General features: G+C 26.8%; 21 protein-coding genes and 1 tRNA gene. 1 reads left to right on the top strand and 21 read right to left on the bottom strand.

What is annotated here, in order from left to right; all coding sequences use genetic code 11:
• Positions 1–26: 26 nt before the first annotated feature.
• From IR152_RS11200 to IR152_RS11130, 15 genes are all read right to left on the bottom strand, one after another.
• Complete coding sequence (locus tag IR152_RS11200; RefSeq protein WP_227451993.1) at positions 27–830, bottom strand: hypothetical protein; 804 nt, start codon at positions 828–830, stop codon at positions 27–29.
• A complete protein-coding gene (locus IR152_RS11195) occupies positions 830–1,279 on the bottom strand; it encodes a hypothetical protein (RefSeq protein WP_227451991.1) in 450 nt (149 codons plus the stop codon). The genes IR152_RS11200 and IR152_RS11195 overlap by 1 nt, the downstream gene beginning before the upstream one ends.
• Before the next feature lie 59 nt (positions 1,280–1,338).
• Positions 1,339–2,364, bottom strand: coding sequence for a hypothetical protein (locus IR152_RS11190; RefSeq protein ID WP_227451990.1), 1,026 nt, complete (start codon positions 2,362–2,364; stop codon positions 1,339–1,341).
• Positions 2,324–2,959 carry a hypothetical protein gene (locus IR152_RS11185; protein WP_227451987.1) on the bottom strand — a complete coding sequence of 212 codons (636 nt, stop codon included), beginning with the start codon at positions 2,957–2,959 and terminating at the stop codon, positions 2,324–2,326. The genes IR152_RS11190 and IR152_RS11185 overlap by 41 nt, the downstream gene beginning before the upstream one ends.
• A 44-nt stretch (positions 2,960–3,003) precedes the next feature.
• On the bottom strand, positions 3,004–3,597 hold the full coding sequence (locus IR152_RS11180; protein WP_227451986.1) for a hypothetical protein: 594 nt from the start codon (positions 3,595–3,597) through the stop codon (positions 3,004–3,006).
• Between the two features lie 26 nt (positions 3,598–3,623).
• Positions 3,624–4,595 carry a hypothetical protein gene (locus IR152_RS11175; RefSeq protein WP_227451984.1) on the bottom strand — a complete coding sequence of 324 codons (972 nt, stop codon included), beginning with the start codon at positions 4,593–4,595 and terminating at the stop codon, positions 3,624–3,626.
• A gap of 69 nt (positions 4,596–4,664) precedes the next feature.
• Positions 4,665–5,123 carry a hypothetical protein gene (locus tag IR152_RS11170; protein WP_227451982.1) on the bottom strand — a complete coding sequence of 153 codons (459 nt, stop codon included), beginning with the start codon at positions 5,121–5,123 and terminating at the stop codon, positions 4,665–4,667.
• A gap of 38 nt (positions 5,124–5,161) precedes the next feature.
• The gene (locus IR152_RS11165; protein ID WP_227451980.1) at positions 5,162–6,544 is read right to left on the bottom strand and encodes a hypothetical protein; all 1,383 of its coding nucleotides are present in this window, start codon (positions 6,542–6,544) and stop codon (positions 5,162–5,164) included.
• Between the two features lie 12 nt (positions 6,545–6,556).
• A complete protein-coding gene (locus IR152_RS11160; RefSeq protein WP_227451978.1) occupies positions 6,557–6,784 on the bottom strand; it encodes a hypothetical protein in 228 nt (75 codons plus the stop codon).
• Complete coding sequence (locus IR152_RS11155; RefSeq protein ID WP_227451977.1) at positions 6,747–8,231, bottom strand: hypothetical protein; 1,485 nt, start codon at positions 8,229–8,231, stop codon at positions 6,747–6,749. The genes IR152_RS11160 and IR152_RS11155 overlap by 38 nt, the downstream gene beginning before the upstream one ends.
• Positions 8,200–9,975: a terminase large subunit gene (locus IR152_RS11150; protein ID WP_227451976.1), complete on the bottom strand. Its 1,776-nt coding sequence runs from the start codon at positions 9,973–9,975 to the stop codon at positions 8,200–8,202. Before IR152_RS11150 ends, IR152_RS11155 begins: the two co-directional genes overlap by 32 nt.
• Positions 9,959–10,819 (bottom strand): hypothetical protein, encoded by an 861-nt coding sequence (locus IR152_RS11145; protein ID WP_227451975.1) that lies wholly within the window; start codon positions 10,817–10,819, stop codon positions 9,959–9,961. Before IR152_RS11145 ends, IR152_RS11150 begins: the two co-directional genes overlap by 17 nt.
• A gap of 142 nt (positions 10,820–10,961) precedes the next feature.
• Entirely contained in the window at positions 10,962–11,540 is a 579-nt protein-coding gene (locus tag IR152_RS11140) for a hypothetical protein (RefSeq protein ID WP_227451974.1), read from the bottom strand.
• A 120-nt stretch (positions 11,541–11,660) separates the two neighbouring features.
• Complete coding sequence (locus tag IR152_RS11135) at positions 11,661–12,824, bottom strand: transposase (RefSeq protein ID WP_227451973.1); 1,164 nt, start codon at positions 12,822–12,824, stop codon at positions 11,661–11,663.
• A gap of 81 nt (positions 12,825–12,905) precedes the next feature.
• The gene (locus tag IR152_RS11130; RefSeq protein ID WP_227451972.1) at positions 12,906–13,175 is read right to left on the bottom strand and encodes a hypothetical protein; all 270 of its coding nucleotides are present in this window, start codon (positions 13,173–13,175) and stop codon (positions 12,906–12,908) included.
• 280 nt (positions 13,176–13,455) lie between these two features.
• Between IR152_RS11130 and IR152_RS11125 the strand changes: the two genes are divergently transcribed.
• Positions 13,456–13,878 (top strand): helix-turn-helix domain-containing protein, encoded by a 423-nt coding sequence (locus tag IR152_RS11125; protein WP_227451970.1) that lies wholly within the window; start codon positions 13,456–13,458, stop codon positions 13,876–13,878.
• 100 nt (positions 13,879–13,978) lie between these two features.
• On the opposite strand, the gene IR152_RS11120 is transcribed toward IR152_RS11125, so the two are convergent.
• The 6 genes from IR152_RS11120 to IR152_RS11095 form a co-directional block, all read right to left on the bottom strand.
• Positions 13,979–14,167, bottom strand: a complete 189-nt coding sequence (locus tag IR152_RS11120) for a hypothetical protein (RefSeq protein WP_227451968.1) — start codon at positions 14,165–14,167, stop codon at positions 13,979–13,981.
• 372 nt (positions 14,168–14,539) lie between these two features.
• The gene (locus tag IR152_RS11115; RefSeq protein WP_227451965.1) at positions 14,540–15,157 is read right to left on the bottom strand and encodes a hypothetical protein; all 618 of its coding nucleotides are present in this window, start codon (positions 15,155–15,157) and stop codon (positions 14,540–14,542) included.
• Between the two features lie 55 nt (positions 15,158–15,212).
• Positions 15,213–15,303: transfer RNA gene (locus IR152_RS11110), tRNA-Ser, on the bottom strand.
• A 219-nt stretch (positions 15,304–15,522) separates the two neighbouring features.
• Positions 15,523–15,888, bottom strand: a complete 366-nt coding sequence (locus tag IR152_RS11105; protein ID WP_227451963.1) for a hypothetical protein — start codon at positions 15,886–15,888, stop codon at positions 15,523–15,525.
• Positions 15,889–15,891: 3 nt separating this feature from the next.
• Complete coding sequence (locus IR152_RS11100) at positions 15,892–16,410, bottom strand: hypothetical protein (RefSeq protein ID WP_227451960.1); 519 nt, start codon at positions 16,408–16,410, stop codon at positions 15,892–15,894.
• Positions 16,411–16,895: 485 nt separating this feature from the next.
• Positions 16,896–18,095, bottom strand: coding sequence for a DEAD/DEAH box helicase (locus IR152_RS11095; protein WP_107612859.1), 1,200 nt, complete (start codon positions 18,093–18,095; stop codon positions 16,896–16,898).

The following is an 18,095-nucleotide window of genomic DNA, read 5'->3' as shown; positions in this document are numbered from 1 at the left end:
CTGATTTTTGCATAAAAATAGCACTGTCATCTAACAATGCTAATTGGGATTTTTATTTCTTTAGACCAATGCTTAATCTTATCTGCATCAACTTGATACTTGAAAGACCTTGCAAAGCCCAAACTTTCATCATAATTTTTAAATTGTATCTTAGTCTTATAAGCATTAATTAACTGCCAATAAGTCATTTTTAGAATCACATCTATTGGTACATATCCATCTATATTTTGAACTATGTTTATATAATCACATAAATGGTATGCTTCCTTTTCTCTTTTCTTTCTTTCCTTCTCTTTAAAGTATGCAATTAACTGTTTTTCTCTTTCAGAGCCAGTATTTTCAATCCACTTATCTTCCTCATCTTTAAATAAATTCTTTTTATCAATACAAAACATCTCTAAAATTAAATCTGATACTAGTCCAAAATCTTCTCTGCTTATAAAAGCATTTTTCTTTTTATCATCAAATTTAATTAAAATACCGATTTTAATATTATTCATATACTCAATATTTTTAATATCAGTTTTATATAATATAGATAAAGATTTTTTTATCTTATCACTAAGTAATTCAACTTTCTCTAAAGAGTCTTTCCTTGATGTTAACATCATTAAATCTAAGATGGGTATAGTGTCATATTTACACTTTAATTCAAATGATTCCTCATTACATAGCTGAGAATAGCTCTTTTCGAGTATTAAAAAAGGATTTACTATTTCTAAATTAGCCATATTTAATTCAATAAGTTCTCTAATAGTTGGTTGATATATAGTTCCTAAAGTTTCACTTAATTTTATCGGAAGTCCTGTCACATAATAATTTTCTAACATTATATATCACCAAAACTTTCGGCAGACACTATTATAATAAATCCATTATAACTTGTATCTAGATTATACATGGGAGAACAACCCTTTAGCTTTATTTTCCCTATACCAGCTATTTCCTCATTTTCAGTTATTATATCAACTATGCAACATACTAATGCAGCATCTCTTAATCCGTTAAAAGTATCTTGACATTCATCATGACATACTACTCCAATTTCAATATTAGTGCTTTTTATTATTCTACTTCTATCTTTATAAGGCTTATATTCAGATAGTGTTATGTAAACTGAAACATCTGCTTCTTTTAAAACTTTTTCTACTCTTCTATTAAAAAATACTTTCTTATTTCTAAGCTTTTTAACTGAATTTTTTATATCAGGCATAGATAAAATATCTTTTTGAGATTCGTTATTATAAATCATAAATTTAGCGAAATCTTGATTTGACATCAGAGTTGTTCCAATATTTGAAATTAACTTGTTAGGGAAAACCATATAAACTCATATACCTACCCCCTTAGTGTTATCTTTTTAGTATCTATAGTTTCATTTGTTTCTTTGTCTTTTGCTAATAATAAAATTTCTAATCCGGAGTACTTAGCCAATGTGCCACTCTGTAACGTGCATGTTTTCTCGTCTTGATTAATTATATTACAAAATCTATACTGCTTGTCTAAGAGCCACTCAACGTCTCTCATGTAGTCTATAGTGTATTCATTTTCTTCTCCTAGGGTTATAAATTCATCACCTATTATTTTGTCAAAAGGTATAACTACATTATCATTTTCAGATAACTCATTATAAGCAATATTATTTATTGTATCATCTTTTGAAATTAAAGCATCTTGTAAACATATCGCTTTAATAAGTCCATCTACCCCTGTTTCTCTGCCATTATACTCAAAATCATTAATACTAGTAACTCTAAATACAGTTTTACTAGTAAGCATTATCCTCGTGTCAATATCTATAGTTTTAGTTATATGATTACTTCCAAAATAAAGTTGTCTTTTTGTATCTGAGACAGAAGTATATTTATTATCTGCCATACCATCTGAGTAAAGAGTTAAATTTTCAACGGCTATAGGGATTTTATACATCTGACCTTTATATTTATAATTAAAGAATTGATTACATCTTTTTATTATGAAATGCTTATATGTGTCCATTTCTTTATGTTCTTTAAAGATAGTCAACCAATAACAATTATCATAAAAAAGATAGCAACCTACATCTACATTTAAATCAGATTCAACTAATAGATTTTTTTCATCTAATGACCTTTTATCATTATTAGTTATATCATTAATTGCAACTACAGCTCTTTTAGTATCTTCTGTTATACAAACTTCATCTATATCAGTTATGGGTACTTCAATACAGGTTGGTGTTTCTTTTAAATATTTCTTAAAACTTAATCTTAGTTGTAATATTCTTTTTTCTTTAGGAGTTGAACATCCAAGCCCAATTCTTTTTTTAAAATTATTAATATAACTATTCAATTTTATCCCAACCTTTAAAACCTTTGTATACATATCTTGTCTTGTATTTGGCCAGTTGCTCTCTAATTTGAACTTCTAATAAACAAAGTTTTGCTAACATATTCGCACCAGACTTAGTATTATAATCTGAATCAGTCAACATCTGTTTTAAGTTTTCTTCTCTAAGAATCTTAGGTTGAAGCCACCAAATCATCATTCCATAAGCTAATATAATTATTTCATCTAAATTAAGGTCAGAAACTATTTCACCCAAATATTTACTCTTAAATAAAATTTCTTCTTCTGTTTCTGTTTCAAAGGTTATTACACAATTTTCTTCTTTAAATTCTATAGTATAGTCTATATTGATTTCATATTCTTTATTTGTAGATTTACCAATCAAATAAATATCACAATTTTTATTAATTTGATTAAAAACATATTCTGACTGGTCAATTGGAATTGTAATACAAGACTCTTCTTGTCCTATTATAGATAAATCTTTTTTACATTCAAAAAAATCAAATGTAGCCTTTTGAAGATATGAATACATCATATCCTCAATTATTTCCTCTTCAAGTAATAACATCTCTTCATCATTTATTAGAGAAAGAAATTGTTTATATATCTCTTTTATTGGTGTAGCCATAACATCACCTCCCTTTTATAAAATAGGTGATGTTGTACACCACCCTAATCCTCAAATAAACTTTGTAAACCTAGTCTAGTAGCTATTAAACGTTCTTTATAATGAGAATCAAATTTACCTTTTTTATATAATTCGATTACTCTTGAACCTAAGCACTCTATTAATCCATAATTAGCCTTTTCAACTAGATTAACAAACTTATCATTATCTAATTTTAATAATATATGATTTATGTAATCTAAGTCGTATTCATCTAAATACTCATATATGTCTTTTAAATTCAAATATTCTAATATATCTTCAATTGTATAATCATCACTATCAACATCAACTATAGTTATAAGATAGTTTTCAAAATATCCTCTATGTTTATTTGATATTTCATATAAATCAGATAACAATATAAAAGTTTTTTCTCCAGCTTTATTCATTTCAAATATAAGTCTTTCATCTCTATCTCTATAAAGAACAGTACCAGTATCTAAGTTCATTATTTCAACTTCTATTTCGTCTTTAAGTTTCCTTAATTCGCTTCTCAATTGTTTATATGTTTTTCTTGAACTTTTCTTTTGCAATATTTTATTTTCATTAGCTTGTTCAATCTCATTTGAAACTTCTTTTTTTACTTTTCCAGCCATTTTTAATCTCCCTTCTAATTATAATGTTATTGTATTTTATACATACCAAACTTAGAAGCTACGACAACACCTAGATGCATTTTTCTTGACATAAACATCTCTATTTGTTGGTCATCTCTAACTGTTCCATCGGTATTTTCTATTATCATTGTGTCGCCTTCAAATCCTAATTTAATTATCTTTTCGTCATTTGGTATAACATATAAAATATTATTGCTTAATGCCCATTTATCTCTTTCAACATCATAATAGTTAGGCAATTCTATTACTGGTGTCCCACTGAAATTTTTAACATATCCAAAGTTTCTCTTATCATCTTTATCTAAGTCAGCCCCAACACCTTCAATATTTCCTACTGCTTCTGGAGTCCCATATATAGCTACAGATTGTCCAGTAGCTCCTTTTACTTTATTAACTATTTTCTTTAAGTCCTTATCTGAGTAAGCAGCACTAGTTTTTAAATTAGTATGTACGGATGTGTAAGCTCCCTCCATAGTAGATGCTATTGCTTCTGCTATATGATGTTGGAATGTAGCCGATACTCTATCTACCATTTCAGACCAGTCTATTCTTCCAGTTATAAATCTATCGAATTCTTCATATATAGCTATTGCCAATTTAAATGCAGATGTAGGAACTTTTTTACCTAATAGTCTTTGTCTTCTTGTACTGTTTTTACCTTCAGCTATATTTGCAATTCTTAATAAATCAGTATTTTTAACTGTAAATTCTTTTTTATTACCTAAATCAAAATTTTCTACATCACAAAAATCTGAAAATGCTTCTTCGGTTAATCTATTTACTTTATCAGTTATTGTTTCAGATAATATTTGAAATATCTTATACTTATTTTCAAAGAACGTATATTGTCCCCATTTACCTCCACATATATCTATTATTTCTTTTCTTAATGCATCTTCGCATTGAGCATAATTTTTTACTTTTCCATTTAATATATCATTTGATAAATCTTTTAATGCTATTATATCTATAGCCATCTTTTTTCCACCTTTCATTAGTCATTTTTTGCATAAAAAAAGAACTGTTTCCAGTTCATCTATTTGTTATTACATAAAAGATACATATACAGACTCTTGTCCATTAAAGTTATACAATTCCTCAACTCTTGCAACTACTGAACCTGTAGTTTTTTTTGTCAATTTATATGTATCTGCCTTAAGTTCTAATTCATCACCAACAGCTACCACACCATCAAAATGCTTTTTAGCTAAAGTCATGCATAATCCCTTATGAGGTAATCTAACTCTATCTATTTCACTTGCTTTTAATTCATAATCTCTTTCATCTAACCTTTCATCATATTGAAGTGCAACACTATCTAAGATTCCAAATCTGCACCCTTCTGATAATTTTTCTATTTTATAACAATCGTTTCCTAGCTCTGAATCAACTAAGCCACCTAATGCAACTATTGCTCCATTTTCTAGTACATCACTTCCATTCTTTGCTGTTACAACATCTGGATATTTATCTATATCACAATTTAATATCGCTTTATCTGCCATTTTTGTATCTCCTTTTCCATTTTTTATAAAAATAAACACTACTTATTTGAGTGTTTTTTTAATATTTGTTCATATGATTTTGTATTTTTATTCTCATCCTCTAATGTAGATGAATAATTTATTTTTGCTTCTTCAATTATAAGCCCCTTATTAGAATTAAATTGTTTTGTGTTTTCTTTTAACTTAGCATAATCCAGTAAACTTAACTCTTTTCTTAATTCCTCTAAAGATAGCTCTTTGTTTATAGCAGATTCTTTAAAGACCTCAACTTCATCCTCTGTTAAAGAATTAAATTCTGAAATAACATTAGAGACTTCTACTTTATACTCTTCCATTTCTTTGTCAACCTTGAACTTTCTTAAACCTTCCAACTCTTCAGTTAGATTTTTTATCTCAATTTCTTTTTCATTAAATTTTTCAAGTACTAATTCTTTTAAAGTATCCTCTTTAGAAAAAGTTTCTATAACTTCCCCTTCTTTTTTCTCTCTCCATTCTTCTATGTATGATTTTCTATTTTCATAATCTAAAACAACATCATCTCCATTCATAGAATATGGCACACCATAATAGTTACAACAATTTATATTGTCTTCTAAAATAGCAATTTTTTCTTCTGGTAGAATAGTTCTTAAATAATATTCTCTAGTTGTATATTTTCCTCCCCAGTAAGGGTCTTCAACCTCAACCATCTTATTTTTTAATTGACTATTAATAGAAATTCTTATATTTTCTGTTGATAGTCCATAGTTTTTACTTGTACTCAATATATCTTCCTCCTTTCTTTTAAACGAATACATTTCTTTGCAAATATCATAAATTGCTTTTTTATATTTTGAAAAATTACTATATGTGTTTATAGATGCTCCTTCAATTCCAGGTGCAACATCATCTCCCAAAATAGTAATTCCTAAAAAACTAAATTTCTTAATATTATAATAGCCATCAGTCTTATCAACTTCTCCATCTTCAATAACTATTTCCATACTTACACTTTTTGACTTTGACTCTGTCAGTAATTGATATGCTGAATTAGAATAGTGTTTCCATATAAGTCCTGTACAATTTAGATATGTCTTTCCATCTTCTTCTGTATAAGTTATCTCTGTATTATTTGGAATAACTCCAAGTGGTCTTTCTAAGAATTTATACTCTATAGAATATCCATCATCATCTTTTACAACTTTAGTTATCATATTGTGTTCATCAAAATCTATGACATTTTCTTCTTCATCATATTTTATATATCCAAGTATTGGTATATCTGATAAAGTTGATTCTGCTTCATTTATAGTTGACAAATCAAACTTAGTTTTATTTAAATTTTTACCTTCATGCAAAATCTTTAATTTTACATTTAACTTTCTATCATCTTCTTCATTAGAAAATGTCTCAAATCCACATGGAAGACTAACTATTTTCAACCTCTCACCTCCTTAAATAAACATTACATCACTAAAACTTATATCTTTAAAATCTTCCTTACTAAAATTAAGTATTTCAGTAGGTTTATTTTCAAATAAATAAAATGATTCTTCACCACACTTATTTTCATTAATAAAATAAAAGCCTCTATTAGTTAGATATTTTTTCTTCTCTTCTGTTAATGCAATAATAAATCGCTTATTATTTATTCTCATCTTTTCTATCTGCTTTATTTCCATTTGTGCCACCATCACCTTTATCTTCATTAGTAGGTCTTCCAACATCAGCATTTGAAAATGTATATGAAGCTTGTTTTACTGGTAATAAATCATCTATTTCCATTAATTGTTCTGCTTTATATAAATTAGCAATTTCAATTGGCTCTTTTCCAGTACTAGCTAAATATACTAGTCTACTATCTCCTACACTGTTTATATTTTCTCTAAGTTGTTGTGATATCTTAGATTGGTTAAAATGAGTTGTACCAACAAAGTAAAGTTGAAATGCCTTAGACGAGTTCTTTTTATTTAATTCATAATTTATCCATGTCTCTATCTCATTTTGAATCCTCATAGGTATTAAACTATCTGCTATAACACCATCTGCAATTGATTCTGTGTTTATTTTATCTGAGTTGAAAAGAGCTGTATTGATTCCCGCATTATCAAATATAAATTCTTTTGCTTCTTTAACATAATCATTAATCTTTGATTTTCCATCACTTAGATTAATCCCTTCCATATCTAGTGGAGTTACTGCTACAGATGTCCCTGCTGGTAAATTAGATTTTATATCATGGTAGTATGCACTTAATAAATCAAAGGCGACTAATGGTTCGCCATCTTTACCATAAGGTACTTTTCCATGTATCAACTTAATACTTTCAATAATTGCATTAGAACCTTTTAAATCTTTCATATCTTCAAGTTCTAAGATATCATCAAATAAAAAGCTAAAAAATGGTATTCCTTTTGTTGAATCAATGTCTATATTAAACGCTACAGCATTATCACTTAGTTCATAGTACTTATTTTCTATTAAGTCTTCTTTTTTTAATATTCCATGATTCAATTTTTCATATGCTTCTTGAACTTCTACTGGAAATGCCGATAAAGTCTTTCTATTTATTTTTCTTAAATCAATTCCATACCTTAATACCCCATTTACTTTAGATGTTATTGTGCAATAAGAAGCTGGTATTTGTTGCATCATTATACATTTTGAATCTTCAATTTTATATAAGTATATTTCCCCTTGTTCTAATACTTTTTCAGTTATCCAAGGACAAATATGTTTAAGTTGATATTTTTTTAAAAGAGTTGCTGATTTAAAAAAAGAATTGATATAATCATTTTTATCTTTAAATTTAGAAATGTTTGTTGGTATTATATAATGGTCAAATGTATTCATGGTTGAAATCATATTTAGAATTCTTTTATATGTACCAGACGTTTCTTTAAGTAAAAGACTAACCTTTTGTAGTAATTCTACATTTTTGTAAGGGTCTATCATAGCTTTTCTTACTTGATCTCTACTTATATTTCTTATCTTGTACATTTCATTTGATAGATTTATAGTGTTTTCTATCATTGCATAATTTCTTTGTCTTAGTTGCTCATTTAAGTATTTTATTTGCTCTAAAGTATAATCTTTTTTATCTCCTTTGAGTTCTATTATGGTTTCCACCTCCTGACCAGAATGAAATTATTTGTCCATTTTCTTTACTATTTCTCTTTTTTAATTCTATATCCAGTAAATTTGCTAGATAATTTCCATATGCTAAAGAAGAATATCTATCTTTTCGTGCTTTCCCTTTTTCTTTAACTTTAAGCCACTTTTGACCATCATTTTTAACAGTTTCTAAGTTAATTAATTCATTTACAAGTAGCGTAGTTTGTTTATATGGCAATATCATTCTCGCTTGATCTGTATAATTTTTCTTTGCATATCCAGCTGTACTACTTAACATATCATTTGCTTCTACATCATTTATAGGTAATTTTATTCTATTTTTTAGAAATACATCAAGCAACCCAATTATACAATCATGATTTATTTGTCCATATGCTTTAATTTCAAATATAACTGGATAATTCTCTTTTGTGATAAAATTATTATGTAAATGATTTGTATTAGCATGAGAGAATGCGTTATATTCCTTATTTCTAGTATCATCATAATTAACCCTAAGTAAATCAGATAAAACACTTTGCCCTACTCCTTGAGTATCTATAACTAAGAAATCAGCTTCAAAATCAAAGAACAGTTGCTTTAATCTTATTGCTTGTTTATCTGGCTTCATACCATTATGAGATTCTATATGAACAACCATTCTTTCATAATAATCTTTCTCGGGCAATAATCTCCAACATGTATATACTGAGTTATCATTATTGTCTCCTTCTGCAATAGCAATGTCAGCTGAAATTACTCTCAGTTCACCTTTTCTTTTTTGTAAATTACACTTTATTTTTCCGTTTTTAGCCGATAATACTTCTAAATCTGTTGGAGGATAAAACGGATTTTTTAATGTCCTACATGGATTTACATAAGATGATTTAAATATTGCATCTTCATTTTCCCCAAAGAAAAGTGATTCCATCTCCATAATCCAAGAAACGGCATCCATTTCTCTTTTCATTTCATCTGCTCTTTCCTTATCAAGTATCCCATGATGAAGAGAAAGTTTATAATTACAATTAAGTACAAATTTATCTCTACCATCTACCATATCTTTCACATACAATTTAAATTTGTCATATGCTTCATGCATCCTAAACCATGCACTACTTAAATACAATTCTTTATTAGGTTCTGGAGGATAATCTTCATATTTTCCATCTTTTTTAAATTTTAGATTTCTACTTACATTTAAAAATGGTTTAAGAATTCTATCTTGTATTTCTTTTTTTACTAATCTAAATTCATCTACAATAAGTATATTGAAACGAAAACCTCTTGATTGCTCATTTGAAACTATAGCTTCTATAGTGCTTCCATTGTGAAATGTAACTTTAGAGAATTTGTTGTTATATTCTATTTTTTTTATTTCTCTAGCTAACATAGGAGATTGTTTTACTAATTCTTTTTCTATCTTCTCCCGTATAATAAGCTCTGCTTGTGATTTAGTAAATGCAGCTATACCAATTTTAGAATTTGGATATAAAACGGCTCTACAACATGCATATACAGCAGCAATCCAGCTCTTTGCAAAACCTCTGGCACATATAAGCATTGCATAATTACATTTATCAAACATATATATAAGAATAATTTGAACTAAATATAAATTAAGACCAAAATAATCAATACAAAATCTATGTGGATTTTCTCTATAGAACTTAGTCCATTCAATTATTCCTTCTTCAAAAGCTTTACTTTTATCTAAATTAATTTCGTTATTATTTAATTTTCTAGTCTTGGTCATCATTTGGATTATCCTCACTAGCTAAATCAAACACTTTTCTCATTTGTCCTATAAACCATTTATCAATATATGTTTTTATTTTATCTACATCTTTAAATTGTTCTGAAGGCTCTCCTATTGGTCTATAATTTTCTATTTTATCAATCCATGTACCCCATGTAATAGTCTCATTTTCTGCTAAACTTGCCTCTTGAATAGGTTTTATATTTGCATCATTCATAAGTTTTGATATTAAGGTATTCATTTTCTCAAACCCTGTAGCATCACCATTTCTTAGTGCTTCATCACTCTTTAGTAAACATTTAGAAATTTGTTCTAACAACATTTTTTCAGCAGGTCTTTTACATTGATATGCCATAGAAAACTCATTAAATTTACTCTCTAAGAACATATAATCTTCTTTTTTTAATCCTGCACCCCATCTTTCAACCATCTCATTATTTGTTTCTATTTTATTTAATTTAAAATCAGAATCAATATCATCTTCAATTGGATTTTTTGAATTAATATTATCGAGACTTGATTTACTTACATATCTAGCATTTGCTTTAGTCTTCATGTACTCGCCTAACCATTTAGATTTTCCTTTAGTTTCCTTGTTAACACATAAATTATACAAATCTTCATCATAGTAAACATCTAACATTATAAATAGTCTCTTTGCTGCTATTTTTTTATCACCATTATACTTGCAAACCAATTCATCATATAATTTTTCAACACAATTTTTACAAATAGGAAAAGTACCTAAATTCTTATGCAGCTTACTGGAGCTACTATAGAAATCTCTTGCTGCCGACTTTTCTTCTCTACAACAAGAACATTTAATTTTACCTTTTCTAGCCAATTTATCACTCTCCTTTTGAGATGAAAAAAAGAGAGGTCAGCATGAAACCGACCTCAGAAGGGAGATTGAATTAGCCCATTAAAGGACTAATACCATATCATAATGATGGAATATTATCGTATTAGTCCTTTAATAATTAGCTCTATTTAAGCTTAATATTATAAGTACATACTCTCCCTTCTTCATTGAATATCATAAATTTCTGCATTGCATATGAACTTAATCTTAGATTCTTAGCATATGTATCTGTTCCAGAAAAACTTCCATTTACACATATTTCACTTTCCCCATACGTATCTTCTTTGCAATTATGTAAATGAGCCATAAAGACATAATCAGGAATTGTTCTTATAAGAGATGTTAATTTAGGAATTGCAGTAGACATTTTATCTTTATCTCCATGTACTCCAAAACATGTATTTCCACATATTTTAGTTACTATAATGTTATTATCATATATATTTTCCTGAAATATCACATTATCTATATTCTTAACTCTCAACTTTATATATTCATCTATCAATAAATTGAAGTTATCTTTATCTAAATTTTCATCTTTTTTAGGAAGAACCCTATCATGATTTCCACCTACTGAATAAACAATAATTTTATCAGTTTCTTTAGATAGTTCATATATAAATTCACTAAGTATTTCAGATACTTCTATAATTTGTTCAACTATATTTTCTCTATTTTCTAATCTTACAGAATTATTTGACACTCTCCCCTAGATTTATCTATGGGGATTCTTGGTGACTAACTCACTTATTTATACTTAAACAGTACAACAGAGGTGATTACAAAGCCAAGCTACTTGGACGGTGTCTTCGCCACTACTACCTTATATAGTAGATACTTTTAAATTAATTGGTTGGTTGTGGTTTATTTTAAAATCAACTAAATTATATTTATGTTTTTTATTTAGAATATTCCATGCACCAACTATATCTCTATGAGTTGAATAGCCACAAGTACAGTTATAAGTTCTACCTTGTGGTTTGTGTTTTTTGGAACACTTTGGGCAAGTTTGAGAAGTGTAGTTTTCTTTAACCAACTTAACTTCGATACCTTGCTCTTTAGCTTTATATTTTATATAGTCTTTAATGCGACCATACTCCATTTGAGATATTTTTTGTCTATTTACTCTATTTAGTTTTTTCTTTTTCTTAGTATTCTTTTCAATTCCTTTTATATCACCTAAAACTATTTCACATACTTGTTGCTCTACACAAAAGTCTATAAACTTTTTCGTTGTTTGGTGATATAAATTCATTAATTGATTATCTGTCTTAGTCCTTATTTCATTTTTTAATTTCCATAACTTCCTTGATTGTCTACTACCTGTTTTACATCTACTTAACCTTTTAGAAATATAAGCATACATTTTATTTCTAAATTGCTTAATACTTCTGCCTTCTCTATTAGATATTATAAGTCCTATACCTTCATTAGTTACACTGGCTATTGAGTGTATTTCTCCTAAATCTACACCTATGGTGTTGTTACCTTTCGGTGTTGGATTAATGATTCTGTCATCAAATGTATAATATAAATAATATCCATTTCTCCAAACTATTTCAGCAGTTTTTATATTTGGAATATTGAAATTTAATTCTAAATATCTACCTGCACTTAATGTTATTTTTAAATTACCTTGTTTATTAGTCCTTATATCTTGGTTCTTAAATGGTATTATATAAAACTTCTTTTCTTTATATGGATATTTGGCTTTAGTGTTACCTTTTTTTCTAAGTTCTGCAATAGTCTTTCTATTAGCGCAAAACTTTGTTGATATAGCCTGAATTGTTTGTCCTGATAAATTAAATTTACCTTTAATTAGTTTTTGAATATCATAATTAGAAATCCATTGTTTATGTTCAAAGTAGTAATTTTTTGATAAATTAATTATGTAATTCCAACAATTTGCTGATTCCCTTTGCTTCTCTCTTACTAGTTCAAATTGTGATTTAGTTAATTTTAATTTAACTCTATGTGTTTTTATCATTTCTTCTTAGTCCTAACTTTAATGTATTTAGAATTTAAAATCCTTTATTTATACCATTTTATTTTATACAATATATACACATCAATGTACTTGTCTAAATAACCAATCCATAGTCCTTCTAAAGCCTACTTCTGCCTTCAATTTATAAACTTCTTCAAAGTCACCTTCTACATAAGCATATCTATTCAATAAATCCATATATCTACATATGATATCAATAGAAACTCTCTCAAAGAATAACTCATTTTCTATTATGTATCTCACATTCTTCAAATTATAATCTCTTACATTATCTAAAAACTTATTAATTATAACTGATAAATCAATATCTTGTTTTACAAACCTTATCATTTCAACTCTTTGCTCATTTTTTTCTAATGTATCCCCTGAAATCTTCCTACAGTATTGATTATACTCATACCCAACCTCCTTATATTGACATTTGTATTTTTTATAAGAAACCTCACTCTTTGTCTAAAGTTTGTAAGTCTTCTTTTTAATTACTCAAAGTAATTTTATCACTTAAAGTAATTTGTATTTTTATAATACACTCCACATAAAGTAATGTCAAGTATAATATTTTATTACTTTATGTGATATAATAACTATAAGGATACTTGGAGGTGAAAAAATGTTCGGAGAAAGATTAAAAGAACTTAGAGTCAAGTTTGGATTAAAGCAATATGAATTAGCTGAAATATTAAATGTATCACAAAGTACTATAGGCATGTATGAAAATGACCAAAGAACACCACCAGCAGAATCTATAGTTAAATTAGCTGAATACTTTAATGTCACTACAGATTATCTTCTAGGTCATACTAAAGCTAATTATTCAGTTGATACAGACAAAACAAAAATTCAATCAATCATTGATTCTTTAGCTTCATATGAATCAATTAAAATTCCAAAGGAAAAATTTAGATCTTTAGATGAATATATTGATTTAATTAACTCTGATGAAGATATTAAAGAAACAATAAAAATGTATATGAGACTAGACAAGGAAGACAAAAAAGCTATAAGAAGAATTATAGAAAATTCATTGAAATAATAACGAAGAGGATAAAGCATACTCTTCTTCTTTATCTGCTATAGTTTAATGTGATAATATCTCCCTAATATTAATAAAAAATAAATAGCCTAATATTGATTTATTTGACTATTGTTTCACTTAATCTAATTGTTATATTTAAATCTGTATCACCAGTATATTTATCTAAAAGTTCACTAAGTAATACTTCATTGTCTCCATCTTTTAAATGTTCTACAAATTTATAACTACCATCTTCTTGTTTTACTATTTCACATTTTTCTAATACTGTTCCTTTATTATTCTTCATATATTTTCTCCTTTATTTTTATATTATTTATAACTCTACTGGGAATATATTTATTTGCAAATTAGGCAGCCTTGTAGCTAACAATAGCTAATATAAGTTAACGCATTTAGCATTTATCAAGGATTTTATATAACTTTTTTATTTTATTTTTACTATTTTAATAATTTAATCTTTTATCCTTGAGATTTTACATTTGAATTTTTAACTTTAAGCTTTATATCTATTGTTCTCTTTTATACATTACAATCGTTTTGTTTGTATGTACCCATCACTTTTTATATAAGCAGTTTGATTTTTAACCCAAAATCAGTGGGAACTTATAATTTATGTTATTCGCCTAACCTGCAAATTAAAAAATAGCCTAATTAAAGGCTATTTTAAATCTACATCTATAATTGTAAGTGCATTTGATGTACTCAATGCAAAATCAACTTCTTTTTCAAATTCTTCTATTTCATCTCTTAACTTTTCTATTTTCTCTCTTACTTTTAAAGGGTCTACTAAAGACCATTCCTGTTGTTTTTTATAAAATGAAATAAGTTCCACTCCATCTTTACTTTTTTCTTTTTCCTCAAACATTTTATCTGTATTTCTTTGCACCTCTTCATTTTTACGATTTACTTCAGACATCATACAATCATAATTACTAACCATTTGTCTCAATAAAGATTTATCTAATTCTATACTATTTTTTCTTTTTATTGCTTCTAAAACTGTATAATTTTTATTACCAATTTGAACATTTGTTATAGCATTAGAGATATTAATTGCTTTATCTAATGCATTATAATTATATATTAAATCTTCTATTTGCTGGTATTTACTTGAAACTTCTACATTAAAATCTTCTACGCTTGTTTTTGTTTCATATACATTTTTATCAGAACCTTTTTTAGTACCTACAATTCTAAAATTATCAATACATCTGTCTATCTTATCTTCTAATAACTTTTTTTCTGCTAAAGCTTTATGAACATTATATTTAACCATAAAAACATCTCCCTTTTAATTAAAATATTATTTAAAAACAACAAACTTTTTCTATTGGAAGAGAGGAAGGGATTTGAACCCTCGTATCAAATTAATTGACCTAATAGTTTAGCAAACTATCCTCTTTACCACTTGAGTACCTCTCCATATTTGGCAAAGCAAAAGACTCGAACTTTCATAGTATAATACAAAAGTTTTAGAGACTGTTGCTTTACCAATTAAACACATCTAATTTTCTTTAAATATACTTATTAAATATTATTTAGTTTAATTGTAGGAATAATAGGAATAGAACCTATGACCTTTCAGTATGAACCAAATACTCTAACCACCTTAACTATATCCCTTTTGAAAACAAATTTAAATTATATTACCAATTTAAAATCTATATCATTTTCCTCCAACCAACTTTTAGCTATCTTCTCCATTTCCAATATTTCTTCATCTGAAAATCTAGCTAATCCTTTACCTTTTCGATTTCTAATATTAATGCCAAGTTTATAATTAATGAATCTATAAAATTCATCCCATGCTTTACCAAACATACAATTAAATTTTTTAACGGATATTGTCCTAATACATTTATTAATAACAGCTTTACTTTCTGTTATAGTAACTGAATTAGTTACAACATCTTCTAAATGAGATATTCTTTTATTTTTCAAGCCTATTAGCTCAGTCTGTAGTACAGATAATTTATTATGGTCGCCAGAAATTATCGCTTCAAGCATATCTTATCTTATATTTTGTTCAGTTCTAATTTCTTCTATTACATCATCTACAATTTTAGTTTGTTCTTCTGCATCATGTATGATATCTAATAATCTAGTTCTAACTTCTTTAGCAACTTCCGAATCTCTAAGCAACATACCTATTCTGAGAATTGCTCTTTTTGGTATTAAAATTAATCCCGTATTATTTATAGATACACTTTCATTGTTTTTAAATGTTACTATTGATTTTGTTCTTTCATTTTTTACGTTTTCCAAATTAATTGGATTTCGTTTAAATATAGATATTATCTCATTTTTCTTATATTTCTTTAGTCCATCATTCTTTAGTTCCTCTTTGTTTAATCTTATGCATTCTTGAACTGTAGATTCTTTAACTTCATAATAATTAGAAACAAGTTCTACTGTACTGAAATCCGTATTTCCTAAAGTCAATATTTCTTTTACATGCTCCAATACATCTACTCTATCTATATTTCTATCTCTTAATTCTTTATTTTCTATAAGTTTTTCACCATTCATTTTATCAAATCTCCCTTTTAGTATTTAATAAAAAGAAAAAGAAAGACTTACTGCTATCTCACGACATGTGCTTTCTTCCAGTTCTGAAATGGTGAGTAATTATCCCACAAATTTCACGTTGTAGTTTAATATTTTAGTGACATCATCATCCTATATTTTAAGATACCTATTATTAGTCACCAGAGCTTCTCAAATGAGCTATCTCTGCTAATTGTATTAACTTTTAGCATATTCTATGTTTGCTATCATATGTCACCATATGAAGGGGTTTTTAACCCATATGTATTAAATTAAAAATAATAAATCCGAAAGCTTTAGCTGAGGATAACAACTGAACGGAGTGAAGGCGTTAGCAATAGCTACCGCATCACTAGCGTTCTTTGGTATCACTTCGGCTAAAGCCTTGTGATTTATTATTATATTCATATAGTATGAGTGTGCATTTTTCGGATGTCCTCATTCAAAAACATCCATTTTTTGCACAGTTATATTTTATTTATTTTATATAATGTTTCTTGCTTTTTGTTTATTCTTTTTCTAATTTTTTCAATTTGATAAGAATGTATTTTTAAATAATTAATAAATTTATTAACTGAGATTAGTCTTCCTCTGTCATCTTTTAATCCATATTCTTTTACTAAATTTTCTAGTTCTACTTTTAATAACCATTGATTTAAGTATTCATCTCTTATAGTAATTACATCTACTTTTTTATCATCATCAGTTCTAACTACTAATAAGTCAACATCATGTCTTACTCTACCTCTAGCCTGAACTTGTTGAGTTAAATTTGTAGTATTAACTATGACTAATTGCATATCTTTATCATATATGTTAACACCTGTTTCTGTAGCTCTATTAATTATTAGTACATTATATGGAAATTTTAATTCTCCATTTTCTATTAAATACTTTCTTACTTTTAGTTGTTCTTCTGTCATTTCATAATCTTTATTATTGTTAGACCATATACATATTGGGTTTAATCCTTTGTCTATACACATTTGTTCTATGAATTGCATGTTACTTATACTTGTTGTATATATAAGACATTTCATATCTGCATATTCAAATGATTGTTTATACTCATCCAATTGAAATTGTATTTGAGAAATATGATTTATATATGATTCTCTTTTATTAATATATCTTTTAATTTCTTTACTAGTTGAGTAATCAATTGTATCAAAGTATTTACCTATATCATTATATCTGCTTTTTAAATCATTTATATAATAAGGCGTAGCAGTAAACATTAATATTATTGTTTTATTATATTTTTTCATTAATGCTCTGATTGCATGGGATAAATCTGCATCATTAGAAAAAGTTTGATAATCAATAAGATTATGTATTTCATCTGCTATTATTAATTCAAATTGATTTATGTATTTGTTATCTAAATCATATTTAATTTTGTATCCAAATGCTTTATATGTCATTACAGTTATATCTGTTTTTTCAAAGCCCTTTTTAGGTAAATTATTTTTTAAGCTCCTTGTGTTATTTTCTAATAATATTTGTTCTTCTAAATTACTATTATCGCATAAATACAATACTTTTTTATTCTTACATAAATAGTTAATAATATAATGTGTTTTACCCGAACCAGTAGGGCTTATTATTAAGCTATTTTTATTAAACTTTTTGTTTTTAAATATTTCATTTAAATATTTTTTTTTCAT

The sequence above is a fragment of the Clostridioides sp. ES-S-0108-01 genome (genome assembly GCF_020662285.1).
GTDB lineage: Bacteria > Bacillota > Clostridia > Peptostreptococcales > Peptostreptococcaceae > Clostridioides.
The sequence above is the reverse complement of the archived record's forward strand: the minus strand, read 5'-3'. Positions and strand labels throughout refer to the sequence as shown.